Annotated in this window: 23 protein-coding genes; 8 read left to right on the plus strand and 15 right to left on the minus strand. The window is 67.3% G+C overall.

Annotated elements, in window-relative coordinates:
- Positions 1-154 precede the first annotated feature (154 nt).
- Both ACSFA7_RS03180 and ACSFA7_RS03185 read left to right on the plus strand, forming a co-directional pair.
- On the plus strand, positions 155-1,123 hold the full coding sequence (locus tag ACSFA7_RS03180; protein ID WP_435498034.1) for a Bug family tripartite tricarboxylate transporter substrate binding protein: 969 nt from the start codon (positions 155-157) through the stop codon (positions 1,121-1,123).
- A gap of 264 nt (positions 1,124-1,387) precedes the next feature.
- Positions 1,388-1,738 carry an alpha/beta hydrolase gene (locus tag ACSFA7_RS03185; RefSeq protein WP_435498035.1) on the plus strand — a complete coding sequence of 117 codons (351 nt, stop codon included), beginning with the start codon at positions 1,388-1,390 and terminating at the stop codon, positions 1,736-1,738.
- A gap of 87 nt (positions 1,739-1,825) precedes the next feature.
- On the opposite strand, the gene ACSFA7_RS03190 is transcribed toward ACSFA7_RS03185, so the two are convergent.
- On the minus strand, positions 1,826-2,401 hold the full coding sequence (locus ACSFA7_RS03190; protein ID WP_435498036.1) for a DNA-3-methyladenine glycosylase I: 576 nt from the start codon (positions 2,399-2,401) through the stop codon (positions 1,826-1,828).
- A 60-nt stretch (positions 2,402-2,461) separates the two neighbouring features.
- Here ACSFA7_RS03190 and ACSFA7_RS03195 point away from each other — a divergent pair, with 60 nt between their 5' ends.
- Positions 2,462-4,201 (plus strand): dipeptidase, encoded by a 1,740-nt coding sequence (locus ACSFA7_RS03195; protein WP_435498037.1) that lies wholly within the window; start codon positions 2,462-2,464, stop codon positions 4,199-4,201.
- A gap of 138 nt (positions 4,202-4,339) precedes the next feature.
- Positions 4,340-6,076, plus strand: coding sequence for a dipeptidase (locus tag ACSFA7_RS03200; RefSeq protein ID WP_435498038.1), 1,737 nt, complete (start codon positions 4,340-4,342; stop codon positions 6,074-6,076).
- Here ACSFA7_RS03200 and ACSFA7_RS03205 read toward each other — a convergent pair.
- From ACSFA7_RS03205 to ACSFA7_RS03245, 9 genes are all read right to left on the minus strand, one after another.
- Positions 6,030-6,539, minus strand: a complete 510-nt coding sequence (locus tag ACSFA7_RS03205; protein WP_435498039.1) for a MerR family DNA-binding protein — start codon at positions 6,537-6,539, stop codon at positions 6,030-6,032. The genes ACSFA7_RS03200 and ACSFA7_RS03205 overlap by 47 nt on opposite strands.
- A gap of 123 nt (positions 6,540-6,662) precedes the next feature.
- Positions 6,663-6,980 carry a chaperone modulator CbpM gene (locus ACSFA7_RS03210; RefSeq protein WP_435498040.1) on the minus strand — a complete coding sequence of 106 codons (318 nt, stop codon included), beginning with the start codon at positions 6,978-6,980 and terminating at the stop codon, positions 6,663-6,665.
- 2 nt (positions 6,981-6,982) lie between these two features.
- Positions 6,983-7,945, minus strand: a complete 963-nt coding sequence (locus ACSFA7_RS03215) for a DnaJ C-terminal domain-containing protein (RefSeq protein ID WP_435498041.1) — start codon at positions 7,943-7,945, stop codon at positions 6,983-6,985.
- Positions 7,946-7,989: 44 nt separating this feature from the next.
- Positions 7,990-8,634: a histidine phosphatase family protein gene (locus ACSFA7_RS03220; protein ID WP_435498042.1), complete on the minus strand. Its 645-nt coding sequence runs from the start codon at positions 8,632-8,634 to the stop codon at positions 7,990-7,992.
- A 16-nt stretch (positions 8,635-8,650) separates the two neighbouring features.
- The gene (locus ACSFA7_RS03225) at positions 8,651-9,232 is read right to left on the minus strand and encodes a glutathione S-transferase family protein (RefSeq protein ID WP_435498043.1); all 582 of its coding nucleotides are present in this window, start codon (positions 9,230-9,232) and stop codon (positions 8,651-8,653) included.
- Positions 9,233-9,259: 27 nt separating this feature from the next.
- On the minus strand, positions 9,260-9,898 hold the full coding sequence (locus ACSFA7_RS03230) for a CDP-alcohol phosphatidyltransferase family protein (protein WP_435498044.1): 639 nt from the start codon (positions 9,896-9,898) through the stop codon (positions 9,260-9,262).
- 42 nt (positions 9,899-9,940) lie between these two features.
- On the minus strand, positions 9,941-10,792 hold the full coding sequence (locus tag ACSFA7_RS03235) for a glutamine amidotransferase (protein WP_435498045.1): 852 nt from the start codon (positions 10,790-10,792) through the stop codon (positions 9,941-9,943).
- A 66-nt stretch (positions 10,793-10,858) separates the two neighbouring features.
- A complete protein-coding gene (locus tag ACSFA7_RS03240) occupies positions 10,859-11,395 on the minus strand; it encodes an SRPBCC family protein (RefSeq protein ID WP_435498046.1) in 537 nt (178 codons plus the stop codon).
- 26 nt (positions 11,396-11,421) lie between these two features.
- Entirely contained in the window at positions 11,422-11,760 is a 339-nt protein-coding gene (locus ACSFA7_RS03245) for an ArsR/SmtB family transcription factor (RefSeq protein WP_013540849.1), read from the minus strand.
- Between the two features lie 172 nt (positions 11,761-11,932).
- Between ACSFA7_RS03245 and bla the strand changes: the two genes are divergently transcribed.
- Positions 11,933-12,817 (plus strand): class A beta-lactamase, encoded by an 885-nt coding sequence (gene bla, locus ACSFA7_RS03250; RefSeq protein WP_435498047.1) that lies wholly within the window; start codon positions 11,933-11,935, stop codon positions 12,815-12,817.
- Positions 12,818-12,829: 12 nt separating this feature from the next.
- Here bla and trhA read toward each other — a convergent pair whose 3' ends face one another.
- The 3 genes from trhA to ACSFA7_RS03265 all read right to left on the minus strand — a co-directional run bounded on the left by trhA (position 12,830) and on the right by ACSFA7_RS03265 (position 16,375).
- On the minus strand, positions 12,830-13,462 hold the full coding sequence (gene trhA, locus ACSFA7_RS03255) for a PAQR family membrane homeostasis protein TrhA (RefSeq protein ID WP_435498048.1): 633 nt from the start codon (positions 13,460-13,462) through the stop codon (positions 12,830-12,832).
- Between the two features lie 35 nt (positions 13,463-13,497).
- Positions 13,498-14,937, minus strand: a complete 1,440-nt coding sequence (locus tag ACSFA7_RS03260) for a glycerophosphodiester phosphodiesterase family protein (protein ID WP_435498049.1) — start codon at positions 14,935-14,937, stop codon at positions 13,498-13,500.
- A 103-nt stretch (positions 14,938-15,040) separates the two neighbouring features.
- The gene (locus ACSFA7_RS03265; RefSeq protein WP_435498050.1) at positions 15,041-16,375 is read right to left on the minus strand and encodes an aminotransferase-like domain-containing protein; all 1,335 of its coding nucleotides are present in this window, start codon (positions 16,373-16,375) and stop codon (positions 15,041-15,043) included.
- Between the two features lie 61 nt (positions 16,376-16,436).
- Here ACSFA7_RS03265 and ACSFA7_RS03270 point away from each other — a divergent pair, with 61 nt between their 5' ends.
- Positions 16,437-17,054: a DJ-1/PfpI family protein gene (locus ACSFA7_RS03270; protein WP_435498051.1), complete on the plus strand. Its 618-nt coding sequence runs from the start codon at positions 16,437-16,439 to the stop codon at positions 17,052-17,054.
- Between the two features lie 38 nt (positions 17,055-17,092).
- On the plus strand, positions 17,093-17,962 hold the full coding sequence (locus ACSFA7_RS03275; RefSeq protein ID WP_435498052.1) for a LysR family transcriptional regulator: 870 nt from the start codon (positions 17,093-17,095) through the stop codon (positions 17,960-17,962).
- On the opposite strand, the gene ACSFA7_RS03280 is transcribed toward ACSFA7_RS03275, so the two are convergent.
- Entirely contained in the window at positions 17,959-19,713 is a 1,755-nt protein-coding gene (locus tag ACSFA7_RS03280) for an IlvD/Edd family dehydratase (RefSeq protein ID WP_435498053.1), read from the minus strand. The genes ACSFA7_RS03275 and ACSFA7_RS03280 overlap by 4 nt on opposite strands.
- Positions 19,714-19,735: 22 nt before the next feature.
- On the minus strand, positions 19,736-20,731 hold the full coding sequence (locus tag ACSFA7_RS03285) for a Bug family tripartite tricarboxylate transporter substrate binding protein (RefSeq protein WP_435498054.1): 996 nt from the start codon (positions 20,729-20,731) through the stop codon (positions 19,736-19,738).
- Between the two features lie 251 nt (positions 20,732-20,982).
- Between ACSFA7_RS03285 and ACSFA7_RS03290 the strand changes: the two genes are divergently transcribed.
- On the plus strand, positions 20,983-21,984 hold the full coding sequence (locus ACSFA7_RS03290) for a sialic acid TRAP transporter substrate-binding protein SiaP (RefSeq protein ID WP_435498055.1): 1,002 nt from the start codon (positions 20,983-20,985) through the stop codon (positions 21,982-21,984).
- The last annotated feature ends 3 nt before the right edge of the window (positions 21,985-21,987 follow it).

Here is a 21,987-nt window from a genome sequence, read left to right on the forward strand (position 1 = left end):
AAGTCCTTCATTATGGGCACGATCCCATGTGAATTGCGAATCATGCGAAACGCATGTGATTGCCCTGTGGACGGTTCTGGAAAGAGGTGCGTGGCATCATGAAAAAGCCCGACCCGCTGGGCTCTTCAAACCCACTACAACACAGGAGAACAAGATGATTCCATTCCGCCTTGCCTCGCTTGCCATCGGGCTTGCCGCGTCGATGCTTGCCTCAGGCGCTTCTGCACAAGCGTGGCCGACCAAGCCGATCCGCCTCGTCGTTCCGTTCTCTGCCGGCGGTGCCAACGACCTCATGGCGCGCGCTGCAGCCGAGGGCGCATCGAAGCAGCTCGGCCAGCCCGTCGTCATCGACAACAAGCCCGGTGCGGGCGCCATCCTCGGTGCCGACGTGGTCGCCAAGAGCGCGCCCGATGGCTACACCTTTCTCGTGAGTGCGGCCGGCGTGGTGTCGAACAGCATGATCAAGAAGAACATGCCGTACAAGGACGACGCGCTGGTGCCGGTGGCCATGATCGCGCTCGCACCCTCGGTGGTGGTGGTGCCGGCCAATGCGCCCTACAAGGACCTGAAGGAATTCGTCGCCGCATCGAAGAAGTCGGCCAACGGCTTCCACTGGGCGACGGCGGGCACCGGCAGCACGCCGCATTTCGTCGAAGGCATCCTGGAGACGACGTACGGCGGCAAGCTCGATGTGGTGCCCTACAAGAGCGGCTCGGAGTCGATCACCGCGGTGCTCGGCAACCAGGTGGAAGCAACGTCGGAGGCCAGCATCGTGGTGCTGCCGTACATCAAGAGCGGCAAGCTGAAGGCACTCGCGGGCACGTGGACGCAGCGCATCTCGGCCTATCCGCAACTGCCGACGGCAGCGGAAGAAGGCTTCCCCGAGATCCGCATTGCGCACTGGGCCGGCGTGCACGCGCCGCGCGGCACGCCCGAAGCCATCCTCGACAAGATGGCCGCGGCCATCGACGCTGCGATGAAGACGCCGGCCACGGCCGAACATCTCAAGGGCATGGGCATCGAGCCCATCGGCGGCACGCGCGCGTCGTTCACCAAGTTCGTCGACGAAGAGCGCGCCCGGCTCGGCGGCGTGGTGAAGGCGACGGGCATGAAGGAAGACTAGGCGCGTGGGAGCGGGAGGCGGTGGCTGGCATGCAATGTGCGTTGACCTGTGCAGCCCAGCGCTCTTGCTTGACGAACTAGAGGAAAAGTACGCAAACTACGCGGGTTTTCAGCGGTAGGACGGGCACTTGACTTAGCCTCGTCACAAAGTTCCCGGTCATTGTTTCAGTTTCATGAACACTGCGATTCGATTGAGTAGGGTTTTCCCTTGGAATCGTGGTGCAAACTTCAGGGCATCCAAAGCCCAATCAAGAAGGAAATTGAAATGAAGACCTCGAACATCCTCGCCGCCGCCGCTCTCTCCCTGCTCGCCGCCGCTGGCGCCCATGCAGAAACCTATGAAGGCGTGCAACCCCTGACCTCCGGCTACAGCCGCGCCGAAGTGGCGCCCCAGGCTGTCGCCGCCGCCCGCGCCGGCAACGAATACGGCGATGCTGCTTCGTCCACCGTCGCTCCCACGCTGACCGCTTCGACCACCGACCGCGCCACCGTTCGCGCCCAGGCTGTTGCCGCAGCACACGCACCGGGTCAGAACCTGCGTCCCGAAACCTTCCCCGGCAGCGTGATCCCCGCCCAAGCGAAGGGCCTGACCTTCACGCGTCAAGCCGGTCTGTAATCCGTCGCGGCGCAAGCCGCTTCAGGTCACAAGCCCAAAAGAAACCCGGACCGTGCGCAAGCGCGGTCCGGGTTTTTCATTGAGCGTTTATTTCTTCTTCGATCCATGACGGTGGCAATCCGGCGCGTGGTCGTCCACGATGCCCGTGGCCTGCATCCACGCATAAACGATCACCGGCCCGACAAACTTGAAGCCGCGCTTCTTGAGCGCCTTCGAAATCTCCTCGGACAGCGGCGTTTGAGTCGGCACCTTGTCGGTCGCGTTGACGATGGGCTTGCCGCCCGCCATGCCCCAGACGAACTCCGAGAAATCCTCGCCAGCGGCCTGCATCGCGAGGTAGGCGCGCGCATTGCCGATGGTGGCCTCGATCTTGGCGCGCGCACGCACGATGCCCGCGTCCTGCATCAGCCGTTCGACATCGTCGGCGGTGAATCTGGCGACCTTCTCCGGCACGAAACCCTGGAAGGCCTTGCGGAACGCATCGCGCTTGCGCAGGATGGTGATCCAAGCGAGGCCGGCCTGGAAGCCGTCGAGCATCAGCTTTTCCCACAGCGCGCGGCTGTCGTACACGGGCACGCCCCATTCGGCGTCGTGGTAGTCGGCCAGCAGCGGGTCGGTCCGGGCCCAGGCGCAGCGGGTTTTTGTGGCGGTGCTGCCGTTCATTGTTCGATCTGTCGCTCGGCTATCGTCGGAAGATATTTTCAGAATGAGGGAGTCACCCCGATGCAGCAATTTCGATTTTCATTGTCGGCCCTTTCACTGGGCATCGTGCTCGGTCTCGGTGCACCGGCCTTCGCCGACACGCTCCAGAAACCGGCGCTGGACCAACTGGCGGCGGCATGGAAAAGCAGTGGCAAGGCCCCTGCCGATTTCAATGCCTTCCTGTCGCAGGCCACGAAGGCGAACCCTGCGTTGCAGCCGACCGTTGCGGCCTACCGCAAAAAGGCACCGCTGGCCGGCGACGATCTCACCAACATCGCGCGTTTGCTCGGCCTCTACAACCGCCTGCAGAACCAGCAGGCCGTGATCGCCAGCATCGGCACCATGGTGGCGATTCCCACGGTGCGCAATGTGCAGGTGCCGCCGCACGAGAGTCCGCAGATCATCGAGTTCGGCAAGCTGGTGGAGAAGATGTCGAAGGACTTCGGCCTTGCGTACCGCAACGTCGACAACCGCATCTTCGAAGTGAGCCTCAAGGGCAGGGGCAGCGAGGAGTTCGGCATCCTCACGCACGCCGACGTGGTGCCCGCGGTGCTCTCCGAATGGGTGCTGGACGACGGCACGAAGCTTGACCCCTTCACGATGACGCGCGTGGGCGACTTCCTCTACGGCCGCGGCACCATCGACGACAAGGGCTCCATCGCCGCCGTGCTCTACGCGATGAAGGCGGTGAAGGACAGCGGCCTGCCCATCGACCGCAGCATCCGCCTGATGATCGAGACCACCGAAGAGACGGGCGGCGACGCGATGGTGTACTACCGCAGCAAGACGCAGCTGCCGGCCTACAACATCGTGCTCGACAGCAAGTACCCCGCGGTCGTCGCGGAGAAGGGCTCGGGCGCGTTGAAGGTGCTCTTTCCCGCGGAGACCACGGACGGCGCCTCGACCGCAATCACCGCGATGAGCGGTGCCGCATCCGCCAATGCGATCTCGCAGACTGCGACCGCGACGCTCAAGGGCGGCGACCTCGCCGCGGTGGCTGCGAAGCTCGAAGCGGCGAAACCGGCCTTCTTGCAGAAGTACGAACCGCAAGGCGGCAAGTTCGCGATCGACATCGCGCGCAGCGCCGACAGCATCGACATCAAGGTTACCGGTACTTCGGCTCACGGCTCGCGTCCGGAAGAGGGCGTGAACCCGCTGCCGCGCCTTGCGCTCTTCCTTCAGGAGTCGGGCGCACCGCTCGCCGCCAACCATTACCTGAAGGCCGTGAAGTACATCGACGCGCTCTACGGCACAGGCTACCTCGGCGAGAAGATGGGCCTCGGCTACAAGGACGACTTCATGGGCCCGTTGACCTTCTCGCCCAACCTCATCCGCATGGGCGCGGACGGCAAGCTCGAGATGACGACCAACGTGCGCATGCCGCGCGGCCGCGCGCCCGACGAATTGAAGGCGCAGGTCGCGGCCAAGGTCAACGCGTGGGCCGCGGCGAACCAGGTGAGGCTCGAGGTGAATCACGAGCAGGGCAACTGGATGGCTCGCGACCCCAAGGGCGCATGGCTCTCCACGCTGCTCGACATCTACGGCAGCACCACCGGCCTGGAGGCCAAGCCCGTGCCCACGGCCGGCAGTACGACCGCCAAGCTGATGCCCAACGCGATCAACTTCGGCCCCGCGATGCCGGGCAAGAAATACACCGCGCACAACGCCAAGGAATACAAGGAAGTGCCGGACCTCGATGCCGACATGCAGATGTTCACCGAGATGCTGGTGCGCATCGGCAACCTGCAGCAGATGCAGTGATGGCGCGCCGTCTGCAAACCTAAAGCTGCACCTCTCGCCTCATCCGCTACGTTTCTTCGTAGCGCGGCGAGGCATGTCGCGATGCATGCCTCGGGTATCGTCGAAGGCTCCATTTTTTGTGAACAGGGAGTCACCCTCATGCAGCAATTTCGCGTCTCGTTGTCGGTCCTTACCATGGGCTTGATGGCAGCAGGCCTCACCGCACCGGCCTTTGCAGAAACGCTCAAGAAACCCGCACTCGACCAGTTGGCCGCGGCCTGGCAAGGCGGCAAGACCGCATCCAGTTTCAATGCCTTCCTCGCGCAGGCCGAGAAGGCCAACCCCGAGCTGAAACCCGCCGTGGCCGCCTACCGCAAGAAGGCGACGCTGGCCGGCGACGACCTCACCAACATCGGGCGCCTGCTCGGCCTCTACAACCGCCTGCACAACCAGAAGGCGGTGATCGCGAGCCTCGGCGCCATGGTGGCGTTGCCGACCGCGCGCAATGTGCAGATTCCGCCGCACGAGAACCCGGCGATCATCGACTTCGGCAAGCTGGTCGAGAAGACGGCGAAGAATTTCGGGCTTGCGTACCGCAACGTCGACAACCGCATCTTCGAAGTCAGCCTCAAGGGCAAGGGCACCGAAGAGTTCGGCATCCTCACGCATTCGGACGTGGTGCCCGCGGTGCTCTCCGAGTGGGTGCTCGACGACGGCACCAAGCTCGATCCCTTCACGCTGCATCGCGTGGGCGACCGCCTCTACGGCCGCGGCACCATCGACGACAAGGGCTCCATCGCGGCCGTGCTCTACGCCATGAAGACGGTGAAGGAAAGCGGCATCCCGATCCAGCGCACCATGCGCCTGATGATCGAGACCACCGAGGAAACCGGCGGCGATGCGATGGAGTACTACCGCGGCAAGACCAAGCTGCCCGAATACAACATCGTGCTCGACAGCGGCTACCCGGCCGTCGTGGCCGAGAAGGGCGCGGGCTCGCTGAGCGTGTTCTTCCCCGCCGAGAAGACCGACGGCACGGTCACCGCGATCACCGACATGGGCGCGGCCGCTGCGGTCAACGCGATCTCGCAGACCGCCACCGCCACGCTCAAGGGCGGCGATCTTGCGGCCGTGCAAGCCAAGCTCGAGGCAGCGAAGGCGGCCTTCCTGCAGAAGTACGAACCGCAGGGCAAGTTCGCGATCGCCGTCGCGCGCGGCGCGGACGGCATCGACATCAAGGTCACCGGCACCTCGGCCCACGGCTCGGAGCCCCAGAACGGCGTGAACCCGCTGCCGCGCCTGGGCCTGTTCCTGCAGGAGTCGGGCGTTGCGCTGGCCGACAACCAGTTCCTGAAGGCGATCAAGTACATCGACGATCTCTACGGCACCGGCTACCTCGGCGAGAAGATGGGCGTGGGCTACAAGGACGACTTCATGGGCCCGCTGACCTTCTCGCCCAACCTGATCCGCACCGGTGCCGACGGCCGGCTGGTCATGGCGGTCAACACGCGCATGCCGCGCGGCCGCACGCCCGAGGAGCTGAAGGCGCAGGTGGAAGCCAAGATCAACGAATGGGCCGCGGCCAACAAGGCCAAGGTCGAGATCAAGTACGACCAGGGCAACTGGATGGCGCGCGATCCGTCGGGCCGCTGGCTCGCGACCCTGCTCGACATCTACGGCGACACCACCGGCCTCGAGGCCAAGCCGGTGTCCGCGGCCGGCGCCACCACGGCCAAGCAGATGCCCAACGCGATCAGCTTCGGCCCCGGCATGCCCGGCAAGAAGTACACGGGACACAACGCCAAGGAATACAAGGAAGTGCCCGACCTCGACGCCGACCTGCAGATGTTCACCGAGATGCTGGTGCGCATCGGCAACCTGCAGCAGATGCAGTAACCCGCGGCGGCTTCGCCTCGCCGTGCCACTGCGAGGCGAAGCCGTTGAGTTCCACCAGTTCGTCAAGGATGGGGCAGGCCGGCTGGTGATCGCCCCGGCACAGGTTCGCGAGGCGTTCGAGCACGCGCTTCGTCGCCTGGAGCTCCTCGATGCGCGATGCCAGCGCCTCGGCCTGGCTCAGCGCCACGTGCCTGACCTCTGCACTCGTGCGGTGCTCGTTCCGCCAGAGGGCCAGCAGCGTGGCGATTTCATTCATGCCGAAGCCCAGGGCCGATGCTCGGCGCACGAAGCGCAGCACGCTGATGTGCTCTGACGTGTACCGGGGAGCGGCTGCGTCGGCGCCTTCGATCAGGCCGCGCGCTTCGCACTGACGCAGCAGCCGTTCCGAGACTCCTGCGCGGGCAAGCGCGGCTTCGGTGTCGAATGGCCGGTCGGCCTCCGGGGTGTTGTTGCAGGGATTCATGCGGCCTCCTGTTGAAGAGGTCCGAAGTCTTCGGCCTGGCACGGTGTCAAGGTCAAGCCTGCGCGCGGCTTTCCCTTGGAGGCCGGAGGGCCATGCGCCGCGCAGGGGCGCCAGCCGGTGCTACTACCGCAGGCCGTGAGCCTGCAGCGCGGCCTTCAGCCGCCGTACTTCGTGCTGCAGGTCGAGGATCAGCGCGGCCGCATCGAGGCCCACGCCGAAGTCGCGCTCCAGCCGGCGCGCCTCGAGCGCGCATTGCAGGTCGGTGCTGGAGAACTGCCAGCGCTCGGGTGGCGCGTCGACGGTGGTGACCTGCACGATGCCGACCTCGACCAGCTGCACCACCCAGGCGGCATCGGCGCCGACGGCGTGGGCCAATTCGTTCAGCGCGAGCGGTTGCGAGGCGCTGATGGCGGTTGCGGTTGTGATGGAAACAGTCGCCATGCTCAGACTCCCAGGTGCTGGCGCGGGTTGAACGAAGAGGCCGCCTGCGCAAGCTGCTCGTAGGCCGCGCGCGCGGCGTCGCTGTCGGCGGGCGGCAGCGCGATCTCGATCAGCAGGTACAGGTCGCCGGGCGTCTTGCCCTTCAGGCCGCGACCCTTGAGCCGCAGCTTCATGCCGCCGCGCGCATTGCGCGGCACCGTGACCTCGACCACGCCGCCGCCCGGTGTCGGCACCTGCACCTGCGCGCCGAGCGCGGCCTCGGTGGGCGTGACGGGCAGCGTCATGTAGATGTCGCGCTCTTCCACGCGGTAGAGCTTGTGCGGCGCAATGCGCACTTCGAGGTACAGGTCGCCGGCCGCTTCGCCGCCATGGCCGGGCATGCCTTGCCCCGCGAGGCGGATGAACTGGCCCGGGTGCACGCCCGACGGGATCTTCACGCTCAGCGTGCGGTTCTCCCACTGCGGGTGGCCTTGCGCATCGACGGTCTGCGCGCGCAGCGTGATCTCGCGCTCGGCGCCATTGAGGGCGTCTTCGATGGCAATCTCGATGGCCGCGTGATGGTCTTCGCCGCGTGCGCGGAAATTCTGACGCGCGGCGCCACGCCGTTCGGCCTCGCCGAACATCGACGAGAAGAACTCGCTGAAGTCCGCATGGTCGGCCGGGCCTTGGCGTGGGCCGCGGTGGAACTCGTAACCCGAGTCCCAGCCCGGCGGCGGCTGGAAGTCGCCCCCGGGGCTGCCGCCGCGCGCCACGCGGTCGGCCAGCGCGTCGTAGGCGGCGCGCTTTTCCTTGTCGCCCAGCACATCCTTGGCTTCGTTGATCTCGCGCATGCGCTTCTCGGCGTCGGGCTCCTTGCTGACGTCGGGGTGGTACTTGCGGGCGAGCTTGCGGTAGGCCTTGCGCACCTCGTCGTCCGACGCGGTGCGCTCGATGCCCAGTGCGCTGTAGTAGTCCTTGAATTCCATGGTGGCGATGGTCGTTTCGATGGACGGCGTACCGGGCGGCCTGATCAGGCCAGGGCGGATGCGCCGTCGACATGCCGCAGCAGCGGCGTTATGGCCCATGTAGGGCCACTGCGTGAAAAACGCAATGGTTGCGCGTTGCCGAGCACGGTGATGTCGATGGGCACGCCCAGCAGCGCAGCCAGCGCGTACAGCGTGCCGCCGTGCGCCACCACCAGCACCGGCGCGGGTTGCTTCAGCGCCGCGTCGAGCGCGGTGCGCTTGCGGGCGACGAACTGCGCGAGCGTCTCGCCGCCCTCGGGTTCGCAGGCCCAGTCGATGTTGGCGGACGAGGTGCCGATCAGTGCGCCGAAGTTGCGCTCGCGCAGCTCGGCCTGCGCCGTGGGCGCAAGCCGCAACGCGGCACCCACCGTGTGGGCGGTGTCGAAGGCGCGGCGTGCATCGCTGCAGACGATGGTGCGAATGGGCTCGCCCGCCAGCAACTCGGCGGCATGCGCGGCCTGCTGCAGGCCGAGCTCGCTCAACGGCTCGTCGACCGCCTGGAAGATGCGCAGCGCGTTGCGCCCGGTCTGGCCATGGCGCAGGAAGTAGAAGTGGTCGCAGGCCGGCGAGAGCGGCTGCGTTGCGGCGATGCGCACCAACTGGTCGAGACCGCCGGCGGCCGTGTGCGGGGAAGAGGTGACTTGTGACATGAGGTCGATGCGTGCTTCAGCCGAACTTCATGCCCTTGGGGCGCGCCTGCAGGCGGTCGATGTAGGCGTCCAGCTTCGGGCGGTTCAGCTTGCCGCCGAACGCGCGGTGCCAGATGAGGCACGAACCGATCATCACGTCGGCCGCGGTGAACTGCTTGCCGAAGAGGTAAGGGCCGTAGCCGAGTTCGCGTTCGACCGCGTCCTTGGCCTCCTCGAAATTCGTCCAGCCGCGCGCGCTGTTGTTGCTGCGGATCTTCATCAGGTCGTCACCCATGGCGGGTTCGAACTGCGCGGTCGAATAGACCATCAGCGACAGGTAGCGGCCGCGCTCGGGCGTGCCGATATAAGGCGCTAGCCGCTTCCCGGGAAACTTCTCGGCGATGTACATGCAGATGGCCGCGTTCTCGAAGATGCGCGTGCGGCCGTCGACCAGCGCGGGCAGCTTGCCGGCCGGGTTGATCTTCAGGTACTCGGGGCGCTTGTGCGCCTTGTCCTTGATGAGGGTGGTCACGATCTCGTAGTCGACCTCGGCCTCGTCGAGCATCCACTTGGCGACCTGCGAACGGCTTCGCGGATCGAAATACAGCTTCATGGTCATGAACGTGTCTCCGTTTCCTGGATGGACTCAGAACTTGGGAATGCGCAGGGTCTTGCTGATCATCAGCGTGCCCGACAGCGCGAACAGCAGTGCGAGCGGATGCAGCAGCCACGGGCCGATGGCCCAGGCCCCGCCCCAGACGGCATCGCCGATGCGGCCCTGCCACGCCGCATACGCCAGCACGCCCACCAGCACCACGCTGGTCGGGATCGGCGTGCCCTCGAAATACTTCACCTTGTCCGCGCCTTCGGACAGGGCCTCGGCCGTGACGTTGTAGCGCGCGAGCCGGCTCACGCCGCAGCACACGAAATAGATGAGGATGAGGCAGTCCCAGCCGCCGTTCAGGCCCGCGGCGAAGGCCAGCGCGGCGGGCGCGACGCCGAACGAGATCACGTCGGCCAGCGAGTCGAGTTCGCGCCCGAGCGCGGAGTGCGTCTGGCGCCAGCGCGCGATGCGGCCGTCGAACACGTCGAAGATGAAGGCGGCCGGCGCGAGCGCGGCGGCCCAGAGGAACTGCGCGAGCGACTGGCTCGCCATGTAGGCCATTGCCAGGAACACCGCGCCGACGCCGCAGGCCGCATTGCCGAGCGTGAACACGTCGGCCAGGTGGAAGCCGCGGATCATCGAGAAGTGCTTGCGGGCAGGAGCGGGGGAGGGAGTGGTCATGGGGTGGTGTCGGCGTGCCGCGAACGGCGGATGAACCGCACCTTAACCCAAGCGCGCAAGGCTTCTTGTAGTCGCGCTCCGACGAAAAGGGGGCGCCCCGCCCCGGGGCTCAGACGCCTTGATGCGCCTCGACGATGCGCGCGAAGCGCCCGAGCAGCCCGGCCGCCGCGCCGGTCGGGGCCACGCGCTCACGCAGCGCGGCCGGGTCGGGGCCACGCGCTCACGCAGCGCGGCCGGGTCGGCGCCTTCGGCGCGCAGGGTGTCGGCCAGCATGTCGATGTAGCCGCGCATGGTGCCGGCATCGAACTCGGGGTGAAACTGCAGCCCCCAGGCGTTGTCGCCCACGCGGAAGGCATGCACCGGCTCATGCGTGCTGCCGGCCAGCCGCACCGCGCCTTCGGGCAGGCGCAGCGCGCTCTGCCAATGCACCGCGTTCGCCGGAAACTGCGCGGGCAGGCCGCCCAGCAACGCGTCGGTGGCGGCCGCCTCGTCGAGCGTGACGGTGACCGTGCCCACTTCCGCGCCCCGCGGATGGTTGCCGGCCTCGCCGCCCAGCGCGTGCGCCAGCAACTGGTGGCCGTAGCAGATGCCGAGCACCGGCGTGTCGCGCGCCACCAGCCGCGCGAGCCACGCGGCCGTGGTTTCGCTCCACGGCTCGCGGTGCGACACCATCGCATGCGAGCCCGTCACCACCACGCCCGAAACCTCGGCCGGATCGGGCAGTGTGTCGCCCCGGCGCGGGTCGATCACCAGCAGCGGCAGCACCTCGGTGCCCAGGCCGTCGGCAATCCAGTGCTCGAAGTCGCCGTGCTGTTCGCGAAGGGCGTCGAAGGTGCCTCCGACCTTGACGATGACCAGGGGGAGAGAGGGTTGCGGCGATGCGTTGTGGTCCATGTCCGCGATCATGCCGCAGCCCGAAAGAACGACTTCAGCCTGCGGAATTGCGGTCCGGCAGTTGTTTCAGCGGATGTGCGCCTCGTAGGCTTTTTCTGCTTCCTGCAGGTTCGTCCAGAACCGCTGTGGCTCGCGCCCGTGCAGCACGTCGTCGAGCACATCCAGATGGGCGTGCCAGCCGCTCGAGACGCTCACCGTTTCCTTGCGGTCGGGCAGGCGCCGGTGCGTGAGAACGAGCTGCGTGCCGTCGCCCTTCGGTGTGAGTTCGAAGGTGACTTCGGAGGCGGTGTCGCTCTCGCTGCCCCAGCTGATGGTCAGGAGCTTCGGTGGATCGATGCGCAGCACGCGCGATTTCTGAATGTGCATCTTGCGGTAGGCCGCGTAGTGCTCGGGCGCTTCTTCGCCGGAGAGTTCGGTGTGCTGGAAGCGCAGCTCGAACACGCCGCCTGCCGCTTGAGCCATGGAGCCGCCGGCCAGCCAGGTCCTGCGCTTTTCAGGGTCGACGAGGTAGGCCCACACGCGCTCGACGGGCGCGGGCAGGGTGCGCTCCACGCGCAGGGTGGCGGGTTCGGTCTGCGTACCGAGGCTGTGCTTGAGGGTCATGGGATTGCGCTCCTTGAGGGGTTCGTTCACTTGCCGGATGTGTCGCGCCGCAGTTCTTCTGCCAGCGCGTCGAGATGGGTGTTCCAGAAGCCTTCGTAGTGGCGCAGCCATGCGTCGGCCGTGGCCAGCGCCGCCGGCTCGAGCCGGCAGACATGCGCCCGGCCGAGCACGGTGCGCGAGACCAGACCCGCGCGCTCCAGCGTCTTGACGTGCTTGGAGGCGCCCGCGAAGGACATGTGAAAAGGCGCGCCGAGTTCGCCCACGCTGCAGTCGCCCTGGGCCAACAGTTGCAGCATGGTGCGGCGCGTGCCGTCGGCGAGGGCGTGGAATACGGCGTCGAGCCGTTCGTCATCTAGTTCAACCATGAAGTTGAATATAGATGCATCTCCCAAATAATTCAACCACTGGGTTTAATAAAAGAGCCGATCCGTTACACCCGATACACGTGAGACGCGATTGAGCGGTGGCGCACTTGGGCGCGCACGATGGCGCTCCTACGATGAGGGCTTGTTCCATTCACTCGCCAGACAACAACCCATGAATCCTCTCGTACATCGCCGCACCCTGTTGCTCGCCGCTTCAGTCCTCCCGCTTGCGAGTGCCTGCACCGCGTGGTCCGCCAAGGGAGCGCTGCAGGATGCGTCGGCGCAATTCGCCGCGCTCGAAAGCGCATCGGGCGGGCGGCTCGGCGTCGTCGGCTTCAACACCGCCACCGGAGCGCGCGTTCAGCACCGCGCGGACGAACGCTTTCCGTTCTGCAGCACCTTCAAGCTCATGCTGGCCGCTGCGGTCCTTGAACGCAGCGCAAAGGAGAGCGGCTTTCTCGCGCGCCGCGTCAACTACAGCAAGGGCGACCTGGTCACCTATTCGCCCATCACCGAGAAGAACGTCGCAACGGGCATGACGGTGGCCGAGCTGTGTGCCGCCACGGTTCAGTACAGCGACAACGGCGCAGCCAACCTGCTGATGAAGATGCTGGGCGGTCCGCCCGCGGTGACGGCCTTCGCGCGTTCGACGGGTGACGATGTCTTCAGGCTCGAGCGCTGGGAGACCGAACTCAACACCGCCATCCCCGGCGACCTGCGCGACACCACCACGCCCGCCGCCATGGCGGCCAGCGTCGAGCGGCTGGTGCTGGGCAACGCACTCGGTGCGGCGCAGCGCGAACAACTCAAGACATGGCTGCTGGGCAATACCACCAGCACCGAACGCTTCCTGGCCGGCGTGCCGGCGGGCTGGAAGGTGGGCGACAAGACCGGTTCGGGCTCCTACGGCACGACGAACGACGTCGGCGTGCTGTGGCCGCCGGCCGGTGCGCCGCTGGTGCTGGCTGTCTATCTGACATTTCCGGAGAAGGACGCAAAGGGGCGCAACGATGTCGTGGCGTCGGCGACGCGCATTGCGGTGGGGGCGTTGGCCTGATCCGCGCTGCGGCTACAGCACGAACCACCCGACCGCCACATAGTGGCTCGCCGTCCCCGCCAGCACGAACAGGTGCCACGCGCAGTGCGCATGCCGGAAACCCTGGCGGTTCCGGTAGAACACCGTGCCCGCGGTGTAGAGCACACCGCCGATCAGAAGCCACGCGAGCCCGCCGCTTTCGAGCCGCGCCGCCAGCGGCACGGCTGCAAGCACGCCGAGCCAGCCTATGCCGATGTACAGAGCGAGCGGCGGCTTCTGCGGCGCATCGGCATCACTGTGTTGGGGCGGTCGCAGCTCGCGCCAGATGCCGTAGAACGCAGCGCCCCAGATCGTCGCGAGCAGAAGCCAGCCCCAGAACCCCTGCAGCGTGACAAGCGCGAAGGGCGTGTACGTGCCAGCAATCAACAAATAGATCGCGCAGTGATCGGCCCGCTCCCACACGCGTTTCAGGCGCCCGCGCGTGCTGTGGAACAGCGTCGAGGCCGCGTACAGCGCCACGGCCGAAAGCGAAAAGACCAGCGCTCCCACGATGCGCGCGGGGTCGCCGGTCGGCACGGTCTTGGCCAGCAGCAGCGCGGCCGCGGGCAGTGCGAGCACCAGGCCCAGCAGGTGGCTGTATCCGTTGAGTCGTTCGCCGGGATACATGCGTGCCGCCTGCTTTCCGCCTGGGATCTCCGGCCTCAGCGGCCGGTTTCCTTCAGGTACGCCTGGCGTGCCGCGAAGGCCGTGTTCGCGAAGTCCGAGAACACGCCGTCGATGCCTGCGCGGAAGTACGCGAGGTACTCGGCCACCGGGTCGCCCTTGTAGACGCCCGCGAGGTACTTGGCCTCGTTGCGGAAGGTGTAGCTGTGAACGATCAGGCCGGCCTTGTGCGCGTCGGCGATCAGTGCGGTGGGCTTGATGGTGTTCACGTCGGCCAGCGTGCCCTTGTCCTTGAACGGCACGATGGTGTGCGCCATGACTTGGGGCTTCCAGGGGCCGATGCCGTCGGCGTAGGTCTTGACCTCGGCCAGGCCGGCGGGCGTGAGCATCTCGCCGAACCACTTCGGGTTGCCGGCCAGCGTCCAGCTGTAGGGGCGGCCATCGACGAAGGTGTAGACGTCGTTGGTGACGTAGATCATCTCGCCGGTCTTGAAGTCGATCGCATTGCCGTCCACCAGTTGCACCGCACGTGCCTTCAGGCCGGCCGAGCGCAGGTACTTCAGGCTCTCGGGTTCGAAGCTCTGCACGAAGATCGGCGCGTCCTTCCGGTTCAGGTCGTTGGCGGCCATGATCTTCAGGAGCGCATCTTCCAGCGGGTGGCTGCCGGCGACGCCGCAGCCATTGGCGATGGCTTGCGCGTTGTTCCAGATCGGGTTCTTGGTTTCCGGGTACACGGTGAGCGCGCGGCCGGTGGACTTGGACTTGGCCTTCGCGATGTCGATCACCTCCTGGAAGCTCAGGATCGGCAGCTTGCCGTTCAGCTCGGTCGGGCGCTGGTCGGCGGCGTCGTAGGTGGTGCCGGCGATCCACTGCTTGAGCTCGGCCATCGTGAAGTCGGTGATCGACCAGTCGTTGGTGTGGTCCTCGCCATCGACGATCAGCGACTTGAGCACCGACTTCGGGTCCTTGGGGTCGGTCAGGTCGCTCAGGTATTGCGGCGGGCCGTTGTCGGCCACGGGCGGGTACTTCACATCGACCAGCACGCCGGGCACGGTGCGCTTGCGGGCAGCCACGGTGGGGTTGGTCTTGGCGACCTCGGCGATGTTGGTGTTGTCGCTCAGCCAGGGGTTGTGGCGCGCGACGAGCACGCAGTCCTTGGTGAGGTGCAGGTCGGTTTCGAGCGAGTCGGCGCCGGCATCGGCCGCTGCTTCGTACGCCTTCTGCGTTTCCTCGGGGAACAGGCCCGGCAGGCCGCGGTGGCCGATGACCAGGGGCATGGAGCCGTCGAGCGTGCCCAGCGGCGAAGGCTGGGGCGCCGGCGCCGGCGCCGGTGCGGGAGCGGGTGCCGGCGGAATGATCGGGAACACCGGGCCGTCGTTGCCACCGCCGCCGCAGGCTGCGATGACGAGGCTGCCGCCGAGGGCCACGAGGGCCGCGCGCAGCGGACGGGGAGCGGGCGCGGGAACGTTCTTGGTCATGTTGGTTTTCGAGTGTTTTGTAGGAACGAAGGCCGGCGGATGCTAGGTTTGGCCCGTGACGGCACGGTGACCGGCCCGGCACTGTGGCCCGGATGCCGAAGCCTCAATAGCTGTGCGCGTCGATCACGCGCCTGACCTGCGCCAGCGCGCCGCGCAGCACGTCGAGCCCGACGGACCCCAGTGCCAGGCGAATGGCGTGCGGCACTTGCGTGGACGTCGCGAACGGTTCGGCGGTCGACACCGAGATCCCATCGCGCATGAGCGCCTTGGTCACCTGGTCGGCGCGCACCTCTTCTCCCAGCGGCAGCCATACGAAGTAGGACGACGGGTGGCGCACGCACCGCATGCCGGCCAGCACGTCGGCGGCAATCGCCTGCCGGGCCATCGCATCGCTGCGTTTCTCCGCCTCCAGGCGGGTGACGGTGCCGTCCTCGAGCCAGCCGCAGGCAATCGCCGTCATCACGCTGGGCGTGTTCCAGGTAGTGGCCCGGATGGCGCGCTCGATGGCGGGCACCCACTCGGCGGGCGCGGCGACGAAGCCGACGCGCAGCCCGGTCGCGATGCTCTTGGAAATGCCCGACACATAGACCGTCGACTCCGGGGCCAGCGCGGCCAGCGGCGCGGGCGCGTCCTCCGCGAGAAAGGCGTAGGCGGCGTCCTCGATGATGAGCAGCCCGTGCCGGCGGGCAATTGCCACCAGTTGCCGCCGACGGCTCGCGCCCATCACCCAGCCGAGCGGGTTGTGCAACGTCGGCATCGCATAGATGGCGCGCACCCGGCGCTTCTTGCACAACCGCTCCAGCGCGTCGAGGTCGGGGCCGTGACCGGCTGTTGGGATCGGTGCCAGTTCCAGACGATGGGCTTCGGCCAGTACCTTGAATCCGGGGTAGGTCAGCGCATCGGTCGCGACCACGTCGCCCGGTTGCAGCAGCGCCATGACGGTCGTGGCCAGCCCGTGCTGGGCGCCGCTCACGATCATCACCTGGTCCGCATTCACGGCGAGGCCGCGCGATGCGAGATGGCCGGCCACGATCGCGCGCTCATGCGGGCGCCCGCCGTGCGGCTGGTAGCGCAGCAGCGCTTCCAGGTCACCCGAGGCAGCAAGCTGGCGCAGGCCCGCGCGCAGCATTTCGGCCTGGCCGGGCAGCGACGGGTAGTTGAAGTTCAGGTCGACCATGCCCGAGGCCGCTGCGTGCTGGTCGATGCCGAGGCCCCGGGGGAGCAGGCTCTCCCGCACGAAGGTGCCGCGGCCGGTCTCGCCGCTGACCAGCCCCATGGCCTGCAGTTCCGCATAGATGCGGCTGGCGGTGACGAGCGCCAGGCCCTTCTGCGCTGCAAGTTTGCGCAGCGTCGGCAGGCGCGTGCCCGGTGGCAGGCTGCCTTCGCGAATCTGCGCGGCGAGCGCATCGACCAACTGCTTGTAACGGGCTTGAGGCATGCGGCAATGTATCCATGACAATTTTTTGATTGTATTGATCGACGTGCCTACGATGCGGCCCATGCACATCGCCATCCTCACCTTCGAAGGCTTCAACGAGCTCGACTCGCTCATCGCGCTCGGCATCCTCAACCGCATCAAGACGCCGGGCTGGCGCGTGTCGATCGCGAGCCCGACCGCGCGCGTGCGTTCGATGAACGGCGTGGTGCTCGAAGCGCAGGCGTCCCTGCGCGAAGCCAGCGAGGCCGATGCGGTCATCGTCGGAAGCGGCATGCAGACGCGCGAGGTCGTCGCCGATGCGAGCTTGATGGCGCAGCTGCAGCTCGATCCGTCGCGGCAACTGCTGGGCGCGCAGTGCTCCGGTGCACTGGTGCTGGCGAAGCTGGGGCTGCTCGATGGCGTTCCGGCGTGCACGGATCTGACGACCAAGCCCTGGGTCCAGGCCGCCGGCGTTGCCGTGCTGAATCAGGCCTTCGTCGCCAACGGCAACGTGGCGACCGCGGGCGGTTGCCTCGCGTCGCAGTACCTGGCCGCCTGGGTCATCGCCCGCCTCGTCGGCATCGAAGAGGCCCGCAGCGCGATGCACTACGTGGCGCCTGTTGGAGAAAAGGAAGACTACGTCGAGCGCGCGATGCGGAACATCACGCCGTTCCTGCAGACCGCGCCCATCGTCGCCTGAGACCGAGGCTGGGCGGCGCGGCGCGTACATTCGCGCGCATGGATACGCGATACCTGCAGAGCTTCGTCGCCGTGGTCGAACTGGGCTCGATGGCCGAGGCCGCGCGCCGGCTCGACCTCACCCCCGCCGCAATCGCCGCGCGCGTGAAAGCCCTCGAAGACGACATCGGCGTGCCGCTGGTGCAGCGCGCCGGCCGATCGGTGCGCCCCACCGAGGCGGGCCTGAAGATGCTCGACCGCGCGCGCAACGTGCTGCGCGATGTGCGCGACCTTCGTGCCGCAACGAGCGGCGGCGTTTCGCTCGGCGAATTGCGATTGGGCGTGTTCATCTCGGCGCTCACTGGCGTGCTGCCGCCAGTGCTCGAGCGCCTCTACGCGCGCTTTCCCGATCTCTCGGTGTTCGTGGCGCCCGGCAGCTCGGTGGAACTCTGTCGGCAGGTGGCGAGCGGTGCGCTCGATGCGGCCATCGTGGTCGAGCCGCAGTTCGCCGTCGGCAAGGGCTGCAGCTTCGAGACGCTGCTCGAGGAGCCGCTGGTGGTGGTGGCGCCCGAGGCCATGGCGCACCGCGCGGCGCACGAACTGCTGGCCACCGAGCCCTTCATACGCTACGACCGCTCGGTGCTGGGCGGACAACTAGCTGACCGGTACCTGCGCGACCACGGCATCCGCGTGCGACAGCGGTTGGAAATCGACAGCCTGATGGCCGTCGCCGCGCTCGTGGGGCGCGGCCTCGGCGTGGCGCTGCTGCCCGATTGGGCTCCGATGTGGCGCGCCGGCATGAACATCGCGCGCGTGCCGTTGCCCGAGCGCGCGCCGGTGCGGCACGTGGGGCTCATCTGGGCGGCGCAGGGGCCGCGCGCGGCGCTCGCGCAGGCGCTGCTGGCAGAGGCACAGGCCGTCTTCAGTTAGCGGGGCACCTTGCCGATCGTGTTCGGCGCGCGCAGGAAATCGAAGTCCACGCCCTTGTCCGCCTGCGTCACCGTCTGCAGGAAGAGCTTCTTGTAGCCCCGGTCGGCCGTCGGCTCGACCACCACCGTTTCCTTCGCGCGGCGCGCGAGTTCGTCGTCGGACACCAGCAGCGAAATTTCGCGGTTCGCCACGCTGAGCCGGATGCGGTCGCCGCTCTGCACATAGGCCAGCGGCCCGCCGATGGCCGACTCCGGCGTGACGTGCAGCACGATGGTGCCGAAGGCGGTGCCGCTCATTCGGCCGTCGGAGATGCGCACGATGTCCTTCACGCCCACCCGCGCGAGCTTGCGCGGAATGGGGATGTACCCGGCCTCGGGCATGCCCGGCGCGCCCTTCGGGCCGATGTTCTTGAGCACCAGGATGTCGTCGGCCGTCACGTCGAGCGCGTCGCTGTCGATGCGCGTCACCAAGTCTTCGGCGTTCTCGAACACCACGGCACGGCCTTCGTGTTCCATGAGCTTCGGATCCGCAGCCGACTGCTTGATGATCGCGCCGCCCGGCGCCAGGTTGCCCCACAGCACCGCGATGCCGCCCTGCGGATAGATCGGCTGGCTCGCGGGCCGCACCACGTCCTGCTTGAAGCCCGGCCCGGCGCGTTCGATCTCCTCGCCGAGCGTGCGGCCGGTGACCGTGAGCGCGTCCAGGTGCAGCAGCGGCTTCAACTCGCGCAGCAGCGTCGCCATGCCGCCCGCGGCGTGGAAGTCTTCCATGTAGTGCTGGCCCGAGGGCTTCAGGTCGAGCAGCACCGGCGTCTCGCGGCCCATGCGGTCGAGCGCAAGCAGGTCGATGTCCAGGCCCATGCGCCCGGCGATGGCCGCCAGGTGCACGATGCCGTTGGTCGAGCCGCCGATGGCCAGCAGCACGCACATCGCATTCTCGAATGCAGCCGGCGTCAGCACCTTGTCGATGGTGAGCCGGTCGCGCGCGATCTGCACCGCCTGCGCGCCGGTCTGCTCGGCGATGCGGATGCGGTCGGCCGTCACCGCCGGTGGTGAGGCACCGCCCGGCATCGTCATGCCCAGCGCCTCGGCGATGCAGGCCATGGTGCTGGCCGTGCCCATCACCGAGCAGGTGCCCACGCTGGCCACGAGCTGGTTGTTGACGTCGGCGGTTTCCTCGATGTCGATCTCGCCCGCGCGGTACTTGCCCCAGTAGCGGCGGCAGTCGGTGCAGGCGCCCACGCGTTCGCCGCGGTGGCTGCCGGTGAGCATCGAGCCGGTGATGAGCTGGATCGACGGCAGGCCCGCCGAAGCTGCGCCCATCAGCTGCGCGGGCACGGTCTTGTCGCAGCCGCCGATGAGCACCACCGCGTCCATGGGCTGCGCGCGGACCATCTCTTCCGTGTCCATCGACATCAGGTTGCGCAGGTACATGCTGGTCGGCGCGGCGAAGCTCTCGTGCACCGAGATCGTCGGAAAGTCCATCGGCAGGCCGCCCGCGAGCATCACGCCGCGCTTGACTGCCTCGATGAGCTGCGGCGCGTTGCCGTGGCACGGGTTGTAGGCGCTGCCGGTGTTGGCGATGCCGACTACCGGGCGGTCGAGCGCCGCGTCTGTGTAGCCCGCGCCCTTGATGAAGGCCTTGCGCAAGAAGAGCGAGAAGCCGCGGTCGCCGTAGCTGGTCAGGCCCTTGCGCATGCCCGCGTTGTTGTTTGCAGCGCTGTCGTCGGGTTCGAAGGGGGAGTCTGGCATGGGTGTTGTCGTGGGTTGTCTGTTATTCGTCGGACTTGATATTGGACTCGGTGATGACTTTTTTCCAGCGCGCGACCTCGGCCTGGATCTGTTCTCCCGATTGGGCGGGCGTGGTGGGCGGCGCCGCGTACACGCCTTGCTTGAGCAACATCTCCTTCGCCTCGGCCGACTGCACGACCTTCGCGAGCGCTTCGTTCAGCCGCGCGACGATGGCCGCGGGCGTGCCCGCCGGTGCCAGCACGCCGAAGGTGGAGCTCACCTCCAGGTTCGGCACACCGGCCTCGGCCGCCGAAGGCACGTCGGGCAGCATCGAGATGCGCTGCGGGGTGGCAACGGCCAGCGCGCGAAGCTTGTTCGCGGTGATGAAGGGGAGGGACGCCGGCGCGGTCTCGACCATGGTGTTGACCTGCCCCGCGACCATGTCGGTCATCGCGGGGCCGCTGCCCTTGTAGGCAATGTGCGTCATGCGGATGCCAGCCTCGCGCTGGAACAGTTCGGCCGCCATGCGCTGCGGCGAGCCCGCGCCCGACGAGGCGTAGTTGAGCTTGTCGGGGTTGGCCTTGGCGTAGGCGATGAATTCCTTCAGCGTCGTGGCCGGCACCTGCGGATTCACCACGACCACCAGCGGCACCGAGCCGACGACCATCACGGGCGCGAAGTCCTTCACGAGGTCGTAGCGCAGGCGCCCTTTCTCCAGCGTCGCCATGGTCGCGTGCGAGGTCAGCGCGCCCATCAGCAGCGTGTAGCCGTCGGCTGGCGCCCGGGCCACCGCCTCGGCGCCGATGTTGCCGCCCGCGCCGCCGCGGTTGTCCACCACCACCTGCTGGCCCAGTTGCTCGCCGAGCTTGAGCGCGACGATGCGCCCGATCACGTCGGTGGCGCCGCCGGGCGGGTAGGGGATGACTAGCTTCACGGGCTTGTCGGGGTAGGCGGCCAGCACGGCCGGGGCACATGCGGCGAGCGCTGCGGCCAGGCAGACCTGCAGCGCCCGGCGGCGCGGGGATCGGGGGGCTTTCATCTTGTGTTGTCTCCAGTTCGCTCTCGGTGCGCAGTGTTGCCCGTGGGGCGTGTGCGTTGAAGCGGCTGGGGCAAGGACACAAGATAAAGATTCTTGCGTGTGCAAGGGCGCATGCCCGCAGTCGGGCAAACCCCGGTTACCACCTTTGTTTCAAATCCTTACGATCGCCACGCCGGGACCTTTCCGGCGGTCCGCCTGGGTTCTGGCGCGTAATTTGCACAGGGTTGGCCTTCTCAACAGAGGGAGAGTTCATGAAGCGTTTCTTGCCGTGGCGCCGGGCGGGCGTCCTGCTGATGGCACTGGGTGGCGTTGTCGTAAGCGCGGCTGCCCAGGCGCAGGTGCTGCAATTGAAATGGGGCCACGTCTTCGAGCCCGGCAGCATCTTTCACCAGCAGGCGGAACTGGCGGCGCGCAAGATCGGCGAGCAGTCCGAGGGCAAGATCAAGATCGAGGTGGTGCCCTCGTCCAAGTTGGGCCAGGAGGGCGACTTCGCCCTGATGCTCGCGAACGATTCCATGCAGATCGCCTATGTGGGGCAGGCCACGCTGGCCGAGGGCTATCCGCCGCTGCGCCTGGGGAGCTACCCATTCGCCTTCAAGGACCTCGCCCACATGCGCAAGTACCTCGCGAGCCCGCTGCTCGCGGAGCTGATGAAGGGCTACGACGAGAAGAGTGGCAATCACATGGTCGCCCCGGTGTACTTCGGCGCGCGGCAGGTCACGTCGAGCAAGCCGTTGCAGAAGCCCGAAGATTTTCGCGACCTGCGCCTGTACGTGCCCGATGCCTCGGCCTACCAGCTCTTCGCCACCGCGCTGGACGCCAAGCCGATCACGCTGCCCTTCATGAGCCTGTACAGCTCGCTCAAGAAGGGCGAGGTCGAGGCGCAGGAGAACCCGCTCGGCACGGTGAAGGACAAGCGCCTCTACGAGGTGCAGAAATACGTGCAGCTGACCGGGCACATCTACGACACGCTGGGCATCGTCATCGGCAAGGCCGCGTGGGCGAAGTTGACGCCGCCGCAGCAGGCGATGGTCGAGAAGACGCTGGTGGAAACCGCCAAGTGGACCAACGTCGGCGTGATCGCCGGCGAGCTCGAAGACGAGCAATTCCTGCGCGGCAAGGGCATGACCGTCTCGCCGGTCAACCGGCAGGCGTTCCTCGAGCGCATCGGCAAGCGCTCGACGCCCGAGCAATTCGGCGCGCGGCCGGGCGACTACGCGAAGCTGCAGGCGCTGGGTTCGGGCGCGAACTGATCG

Origin of the sequence: Variovorax trehalosi (assembly GCF_051216415.1) — a bacterium.
Lineage (GTDB): Bacteria > Pseudomonadota > Gammaproteobacteria > Burkholderiales > Burkholderiaceae_C > Variovorax.